This is a genomic window from Pseudomonas sp. GW821-FHT01D09, assembly GCF_059422465.1.
Genome location: NZ_JBWKWY010000049.1, coordinates 20,184 through 28,104 on the forward strand (window position 1 = coordinate 20,184; position 7,921 = coordinate 28,104).

The 7,921-nt window shown below is 63.7% G+C and carries 8 protein-coding genes; 6 read left to right on the forward strand and 2 right to left on the reverse strand.

Going from position 1 to position 7,921, the window contains the following annotated elements; translation table 11 throughout:
• Positions 1–33 precede the first annotated feature (33 nt).
• The 3 genes from AC07W7_RS25920 to AC07W7_RS25930 all read left to right on the forward strand — a co-directional run bounded on the left by AC07W7_RS25920 (position 34) and on the right by AC07W7_RS25930 (position 4,425).
• On the forward strand, positions 34–540 hold the full coding sequence (locus AC07W7_RS25920) for a sigma-70 family RNA polymerase sigma factor (RefSeq protein ID WP_076960752.1): 507 nt from the start codon (positions 34–36) through the stop codon (positions 538–540).
• Positions 537–1,502, forward strand: a complete 966-nt coding sequence (locus AC07W7_RS25925; RefSeq protein WP_495040380.1) for a DUF4880 domain-containing protein — start codon at positions 537–539, stop codon at positions 1,500–1,502. The genes AC07W7_RS25920 and AC07W7_RS25925 overlap by 4 nt, the downstream gene beginning before the upstream one ends.
• Before the next feature lie 97 nt (positions 1,503–1,599).
• On the forward strand, positions 1,600–4,425 hold the full coding sequence (locus AC07W7_RS25930; RefSeq protein WP_495040381.1) for a TonB-dependent receptor: 2,826 nt from the start codon (positions 1,600–1,602) through the stop codon (positions 4,423–4,425).
• Between the two features lie 6 nt (positions 4,426–4,431).
• Here AC07W7_RS25930 and AC07W7_RS25935 read toward each other — a convergent pair whose 3' ends face one another.
• On the reverse strand, positions 4,432–5,241 hold the full coding sequence (locus AC07W7_RS25935; RefSeq protein ID WP_495040382.1) for a helix-turn-helix domain-containing protein: 810 nt from the start codon (positions 5,239–5,241) through the stop codon (positions 4,432–4,434).
• 112 nt (positions 5,242–5,353) lie between these two features.
• Here AC07W7_RS25935 and AC07W7_RS25940 point away from each other — a divergent pair, with 112 nt between their 5' ends.
• On the forward strand, positions 5,354–5,665 hold the full coding sequence (locus AC07W7_RS25940; protein ID WP_236309665.1) for a DUF2834 domain-containing protein: 312 nt from the start codon (positions 5,354–5,356) through the stop codon (positions 5,663–5,665).
• A 12-nt stretch (positions 5,666–5,677) separates the two neighbouring features.
• Here AC07W7_RS25940 and AC07W7_RS25945 read toward each other — a convergent pair whose 3' ends face one another.
• Positions 5,678–6,280, reverse strand: coding sequence for a glutathione S-transferase family protein (locus AC07W7_RS25945; RefSeq protein ID WP_076960755.1), 603 nt, complete (start codon positions 6,278–6,280; stop codon positions 5,678–5,680).
• A gap of 261 nt (positions 6,281–6,541) precedes the next feature.
• On the opposite strand from AC07W7_RS25945, the gene AC07W7_RS25950 reads away from it, so the two are divergent.
• Both AC07W7_RS25950 and AC07W7_RS25955 read left to right on the forward strand, forming a co-directional pair.
• Positions 6,542–6,718: a DUF2188 domain-containing protein gene (locus tag AC07W7_RS25950; RefSeq protein WP_076960756.1), complete on the forward strand. Its 177-nt coding sequence runs from the start codon at positions 6,542–6,544 to the stop codon at positions 6,716–6,718.
• A gap of 186 nt (positions 6,719–6,904) precedes the next feature.
• Positions 6,905–7,630 carry a tellurite resistance TerB family protein gene (locus AC07W7_RS25955; protein ID WP_495040383.1) on the forward strand — a complete coding sequence of 242 codons (726 nt, stop codon included), beginning with the start codon at positions 6,905–6,907 and terminating at the stop codon, positions 7,628–7,630.
• Positions 7,631–7,921: the final 291 nt, after the last annotated feature.

A 7,921-nucleotide genomic window follows, 5' to 3' on the forward strand; every position in this document is an offset into this window, starting at 1 on the left:
AAGTATTATCATTAACTGCTCATTGGACCTGACATGTACGACGACAGTCTCGTCTCGCCCGTCGAACACCTCTACACCCGTCATCACCCCTGGTTGCGCGGCTGGTTGCAGCGGCGCCTGGGGCATCGCGCCGATGCCGAGGACCTGGCGCACGACACGTTTATCCGGGTGTTGCGCACGCAGCAGGATGTGCGGGAGTTACGCCAGCCCATGGCGTTTCTGGCCGCGATCGCCAATGGCTTGCTGATCAACCGCTGGCGGCGCCAGGCCATTGAGCGGGCCTACCTTGAGGCGCTCGCCGCCCGCCCGGAAGGCGAGGAGCCGTCGCCCGAAACCCGTTACCTGATGATCGAAACCCTGCTGCAGCTCGATTCGCTGCTGGTGGGGCTGTCGAGGCCGGTGCGCCAGATCTTCTTTCTGTCCCAGCTCGATGGCTTGACGTACCCGCAGATCGCCACACAACTGAGCTTGAGCGTGGCCCAGGTGCAGCGGGCGATGAGCAAGGCCTTCAGCGTGTGCTACGCGAGCCGGTTTGAATGAATGGCGCCGCCGTTGCACCGCCAGTCCGCGAGACGGCCATCGCTTGGCTCGTGCGTTTGCAGTCTGGAGTGATGAGCCCGGCCGATCAGCAGGCGTTGCAGCAATGGCGCCAGGCGAGCGCCGAACATGAATATGCCTGGCAACGTGTCGCCAGCTTGCCGCTGCTGCTCCAACCCGGGGCCAAGCTGTTGGCGGATGTCACTGCGCGGCAGGCCTTGGAGGCGGCCGGGGCTGACTCGGCGCGGCGTCGGCAGGTGCTCAAGTGCTTGTTGGGGCTGGGCCTGCTCGGTGGTCTGTCCTGGCAGGGGATGGAATCGACCCTGGTGCGCGCCGCCTTTGCCACGTACCGCACCGCCACCGGCGAGCGCCGCCACTGGACCCTGGCCGATGGCAGCTCTTTGTGGCTGAACACTGCCAGCGCCGTCAGCCTGGACCTCAGTGCGCAACTGCGCAGCGTGCAGTTGATCGAGGGCGAGGTGGCGCTGGATGCACGGGTTGAGTCGCGCCCGTTGCAACTGCTCACGCCGGATGCGCTGCTGCGCAGCCAGGAGGCCAACCTGCTGGTGCGTCATGACCAGCAGGGCACGTGGATTACCGTGTTGCGCGGCCTGGTCGAGGTGAGCTCGCCGCGCCACCCGGCACCGGTATCAGTGGCGGCGGGGTGGCAGACCCAAGTGGATCGCCAGGGTGTGGGGGCGCTACGGCCAACCGATGGATTGCTGGCCCAGGCCTGGCTGCGCGGGATTCTGCCCGCCGAGCGCATGCGCCTGGATGTGCTGCTGGCCGAGCTGTCCCGCTACCGTACGGGTATCTTGCGTTGCAGCGAGCAGGTCGCGGCATTGCGCGTGACCGGTAGCTTCCAGCTCGACGATACCGATGCCGCGTTGGCGTTGGTTGCCCATGCCTTGCCGGTGCGCATCGAGCGGCGCACCCGTTATTGGGTGACTGTGGTGCCGGTCTGAACATTTTTTTACCTTCCCCCCGTCGTTTTTCCAGACTCGCTTGGCCTCTAGGTATAACCCACCGAAACAGGTGGGCCTTCACCTCTAGGAGCCCTGCATGATTTCTCCCGCAAGTGTCTTGCGCACCCGCACATTGGGTCTGTTGTTACTCAGCCTGCAACCGCTGTACAGCCCGGCGGTGTTCGCCCAGCCCTACAGCATCGAGGCCGGCCCCCTGGACCAGGCGCTCTCGCGTTTCGGCGTGCAGGCGGGTATCAGCATGGCCGGCAGTGCGACGCTCACGGCGGGCAAGCGCAGCAACGGCCTGCACGGCGACTTCAGCACCGAAGCCGGCCTGGCGCGGTTATTGGCGGGCACGGGCCTGGCTTTCCAGCGCCAGGCCGATGGCAGTTTTGAACTGCATCCGGCAACCAGTGCGCTGGTGCTGCCGTCGCAGAAAGTCATCGGCGATGACCTTGAGAAGAAAGCGGTCTACTCGGCGCCACGTTTGTCGGTGTATATCTCCAACGAAGACGTGCAGCGCTTTGGCGTGATCTCCGCCGGCGACCTGCTCAAGGGCCAGCCCGGGGTGCAGGTGGGCGACAGTCGTAATGGCGGTGGCCTGGATGTGAACATCCGCGGGATCCAGGGGCAAAGCCGGGTCGCGGTCACGGTCGACGGTTCGCAACAGGCGCTGGATGTCTATCGCGGCTATGCGGGCACGCAACAGCGCAGTTACATCGACCCCGACCTGATCAGCGACGTGTCCATCGACAAGGGCCCCAGCCTGACCTCCAGCGCCATCGGCGGCACAGTGGCAATCCGCACCCTGGGTGTGGATGACATCCTGCGTGATGGCCAGAATGTGGGCCTGCGCTTGAAGGGCGACCTGTGGAACAACGGTGTCGCGCCGGCCTCGCGCAACCGCCATTCGGCCACCGAGAACCTGTACGCCGAGCCGCACCGGAACCGGGGCGGCCTGTTCGGTTCCGACGCGGAATCGGGCAGTGCGGCGTTTGCCTATACCCATGACCTGTTTGATGTGGTGGCCGCCTATGCCCACCGCAACCAGGGCAACTATTTCTCCGGCAAGCACGGCCAGGATCGCTATCGCACCTTTGACCGCTATGGTCGCGAAGACATGACGGTGGCCACCACCTACAACGCCGGCGAAGAGGTGCTCAACTCTTCGGCGCAAACCGAATCGCTCCTGCTCAAGACCACCCTGCGCCCGGCCGATGACCACACCTTCGACCTAGGCTACAGCCGCTACGATGGGCGCATGGGCGAGATCATGCCGTCGGACATCTTCCGGTTCGGCACCGGTGGCATCTACCAGTACCCGCGTGGCCGCACCCAGATCGACACCTACACCGCCCGCTATCACTACCTGCCGACGGGCAATATGCTGGTGGACCTGACGGCCAGCCTGTGGATGACCGATGCCAAGACCAGCCAGTTGACCTCGGTGCTGGCGCCCAAATCCCAGGCCTATCGTTCGGATCGCAACTGGACGCGTCAGGCCGACCGGCGCATCGGCGGCGACCTGGTCAACACCTCGCGCTTTGTGACCGATCACGGCGATTTCAAGCTGGACCTGGGCGGCGGGTTCCAGGTCGAGGAGCTGCGCCCGCAAAAGGGCGTGGTCACCACCCAGCACGATATCAACGCCAATCGCGGCCTGCGTGACGGTTCGCGCCAGGAGTTCAGCCTCAACGGCAAGCTGGAGTACAAGCCGGTCGACGAGCTGACGCTGTGGGGCGGCGGGCGCTACCTGTATTACCGTACCCAGGATCATATGATGCATTCGACGGCGCAGCGCGAGGAGCGCGAAGCGCGCTACGTGAACGTGATCAAGCCTGGACGCTACGACTTCATGATGTGGTTTCCCGACCAGAACGGGCAGTACACCGACGCCACGGACCCGCGGTTGAACAATGGGATTGTCTTCGGCAATACCAACTTTCCGTTTGAAGGCACGCCCTACAACGACTATGGCGGGACGGGCACACGCGTCTTCCCGGCCCAGGTGGGCGAGGTCGTGACCGGCTACACCTATGCCAAGAAGCAAAGCGACAGCGCGGGGGCATTTTCGCCGGCCTTCGGCGTCAATTTAGAACTGGCCCCAGACACCTTTATCTATGCCTCGTACACCCAGGGCCTGCGCATGCCGTCATTGTTCGAGAGCAGCCTGGGGACGTTGCAGACCCTGCCCGGCAAGGGGCTCAAGCCCGAGCGCTCCAGTCACTGGGAAATCGGTGCGAGCACGATGCAAAAAGGCCTGCTGGCTGCCAACGACTCGGCGTCGATCAAGCTGGCGTATTTCAATAACACCATCAAAAACTACATCACCCGCTATTACGACCCGAGCCCAGGCAAGATGGGCCTGATGAATTTCAGCAATACCGACAGCTTCAAGACCAGTGGCCTGGAGCTGCAATCGAACTACGACGCCGGGCGGGTATTTACCGACTTGTCCGCGACCTACTATTTAAAGACCGAAACCTGCGACTCGGCCTTCGCCGCGCGCCTGCGGGCCAGCTCCAACCCCTATCGGGACCTTGGCGCCACCCCCAACTGCACACCGGGCAGTTTCATGGGCTCGTACACCAACACCCAGAACCCGCCACGGGTGGCCGGCAACCTGACCACGGGGTTGCGCTTCTTCGACCAGACGCTGACAGTCGGCGGGCGCTTGACCTATACCTCGGGCCCGACCGTCACCGCCGACAAACTCTGGCAGACCGGCGCCACCACGCCGCAGCTGGTCTATCGCGAAGTGGCGCTGTTTGATCTGTTCCTCAACTACAAATGGCAGGACCACACCCAGGTCAACGTGTCGCTGCAAAACCTGACGGATCGCTATTACCTGGACCCATTGGCCCAAAGCTTTATGCCGGCGCCGGGGCGTACGTTGCGCATGGGCGTGGTGACCAAGTTCTGAGCGTGCCTACCGCACCAGGGATTGCTCATAGGCGGTGGTCATGACGTGCCAGGTGTGGGGATTGGCCGGGATCAGATGCTCGATGCGCAATGAGGTGACGGTGATGTCCTGGGGCATGCCGAAGGTGGTGAAGGTGGACATGAAGTCCAGCACGCCATGCTGTGAGTTGACGCGTGTCAGCACCAAGGGCGGCAGTTCATTGGCCAGGGGGGGCGAGCCTTGCGGCACGGGCAGGCTGTCCAGCAGCGTGGCCAGGGCCGGGTTGCCCACTGCTTCACGGGCGGCCCGTTGCCAGGCGAGGTGGCGGATTTCGTCGGCATTGAGCAGATGGTCGCCCAGGCCACTCGGTTGCAGCAGGGTCGTCAGCAGGTTCAGGCCTTGTGCCGCGTCTGGCGCCAGGCCTACCAGGTCGAACAGGACCTGGGTGCTGGCGTTGGCGGCGAGCACTTCCCAGTGGCTGCCCAGTACAATCGCCGGTGCCGGGTTGTTGGCCTTCAGCACATGGTTGATGGCGTCCCGGATGGCATCCATTGCTGGCGCGGTGAGCGGCGTGGCTTCATAGCGCGGGGCGTAGCCGGCCGCCAGGAACAGGCGGTTGCAGTGCTCCAGGGGCACATCGAGGGCGCTGAGCAGGTTGTGCAGTGTGCCGGGGCTGGCCTTGGCGCGGCCGGTTTCGATGCAGCTCAAGTGGCGCTGGGAAATACCGGTGATCAGTGCCAGCTCCAATTGGCTCAACTTCGCCTGGCGGCGCAACAGGCGCAGTTGGGTGCCGGCGTCGGACTCGGGAGTGGCGCGGGGGAACGGTGGGCGGCTCATGGGCTGACTCTGGCAGGGCGGGGCGGTTGGCGTCCATGACCTCGCAGGTCATTGAGATGGCGGCGACGTTATCACTAATCTGCGGCTTGCCCAATCCTACGCGGTGGACCCGATGCGCAAACCCTATATCGCCCTGGCCAGCCTGATGGCGTTTTCCCTGTACACCCTGGGCACCCTGTTCTGGGCCGAGCAGTCGCTGCTGGCGTTCGGCCTGGAGCTGTTATCCCGGCCCGACACCGCCCAGGTGGTGATCGACCTGTACCTGATGGCGGCCCTGGCGTGTGTGTGGATGTACCGCGACGCCCGCGCCAAGGGCCGGTCCCTGGCCAGTGTGCTGCCGTACTGGCTGTTGACGGCGGTCTTCGTCTCGGTCGGCCCGCTGCTGTATATCGTGGTCAATGGCTTTGCCCGGGGGCGGCAATGAGCAGCACTGCTGCTATTGGATAGGGTATTTGCCGAACGCCGGGTGTTGCTCGGCCAACCGGGCGTGGCGTTGCAGGTTGGGAAAGTCCTCGGCCTTGACCACCGAGGGCACGGCGTACTGGGTAAAGGACCAGGCCACCGCGACGCTGAGCGACGCCTGGGTCAGGGACTCGCCTGGCGCGTTGGCCAAGCGTTTTTCCAGGCCCGAATAGGCGGCCAGCAGTTGCCCGGTTACGCGCTCGAGCCACGGTTCATGCAGCTTCTCTGCGGGCCGCAGGTTGTGTTCATAGTAAATCTGCACGCTCTTGTCACAGGCGGCCAAGGCCAGGCCGATCAGTTGCAGGTCCCGTGCGCGGGCGACGGCGGTCTGGGGCAGCAGCTTTTTATCGGCCGGCGCCAGGGCCTCGAAGTAATCCAGGATCAGGCTGGAGTCCATCAGCACCGTCCCATCGTCGAGCACCAGTGTCGGGGCCTTGACCACCGGGTTGATCCTGGCAAATTCGTCGAAGGTGCTGAACACCGAGAGCGATTGCTGCTCAAAATCCACCCCATACAGATCCAGGGCAATCGCCACGCGGCGTACGTAGGGCGAGTCCAGCATGCCAACCAGTTTCATGAAGCCTCCATTGCTATCAGGGGAAAGGGTTTGTGTATTCATGTGATGCCCCTGTTTTTACCATAAAAAGGCTGGTTGAACCGCAGCTTGATTGTCCGCGCCTTGGCGGCGGCTTGTTGAGCCTGGGCAAGGCACGGAAAAGACGTGCCGGAGCGTGAAGTGCTCCAAGGGCAGTCAGCGACGTTCGGTAAGCCACAAGGCCTGGATCGGGCGTATGGTGGACCGGGCAACCCGTGGCTTATCTCTAGAGGAGAGATGACTATGAGCGTTCCCCTGTTGAACAAAATGCAGCTCAATGGCTATGACATTGTCCGGGTCAATAGCGGCCCGTGGCGCGTGTGTACCAAGGATGATCGATTGGCCTCCTTTGGCTCCCGTGAGCAGGCGCTGGCCTATGCCGCGAGCTTGCCGGGCTACAAGGCCCGCGCCAGACCGTAAACCCCGCGGCAGCTGCTACGCGATGGTGGTTAATCTGAAGAATTCTCACGGCTGTTACAGGGTTGTGCCGGATTTGTTGAGGCCCAGGCCGGTCGATAAAAAACCGCTTGCCGGCGGGTGTTGGCGTTATAGGCGCCAGCGACTATTGTTGCGGGTCTGGAGCACAGCCCACAGGAGGGCAATACCATGAACACCAGCGATCTACTGGGACAACTGCTACAGGCGGCGATCAAGCCGCAAGGCGGTTCGGCGGCACCTCAGGGCGGAGCGGGAGGGCTCGGTGGGTTGGGCGGTTTGCTCGGTGGCTTGCTGCGGGGCGGTGGCGCTGGCGGCTCGACGTCGGGCAGTGGTGGCCTGGGCGATCTGCTCGGTGGCCTTGGCGGGATGCTCGGTGGTGCGCCAGCCGGCGGCTCGACCCAGACGCGCTCAGGCGCCAGCAACTACGCGGCCCTGGCATCGCTGGGGATGATGGCGTTCCAGGCGTACCAGGCCTGGCAGCAGCAACAGGCCTCGGCGCCGCAACAGGCGTTGCAGACGGTTGATCAACTCTCCGGCGCCGATGTCGAGGCCCATAGCCACGCAGTGCTGTGTGCATTGATCGCGGCGGCCAAGGTGGATGGACGGATCGACGAAAAAGAGCAGGCGTTGATCTCCCAGGAACTCGGGCGTCATACCGACGATCCGGACTTGCAGCAATGGCTTGATGCACAAGTCGCCAAGCCATTGGATGTGTCGGATTTTGCCGAGTATGCCAGTGACCCGGCGGTAGCGGCCGAAGTCTACCTGGCCAGCGTCCTGCTGGTAGATGATCAGCAAGAGGCCGAGCGCGACTACCTGGACGAACTGGCGGGCGTGCTGGGTATTAAGCCTGAGTTGCAACTGCACCTTGAACAGCAAGCCAAACCGGCCTGATTACCCGGGATCACTGTGGGAGCTGTCGAGCCCCGGCGAGGCTGCGATAGCGGTGGTTCAGCCAGCCTCAATGCCAACAGTGCCGCCGCCATCGCAGCCTCGCCGGGCGAGACAGCTCCCACATTATTTGGGGCCAACAGGCATACCGTGTTCGCTGTAGGACGCCAGTGTTAAGGCACGCAGATCCGGCAAACACCGATAAACCCTGTGGGAGCTGTCGAGCCCCAGCGAGGCTGCGATAGCGGCGGTTCAGCCAGCCTCAATGCCAACAGTGCCGCCGCCATCGCAGCC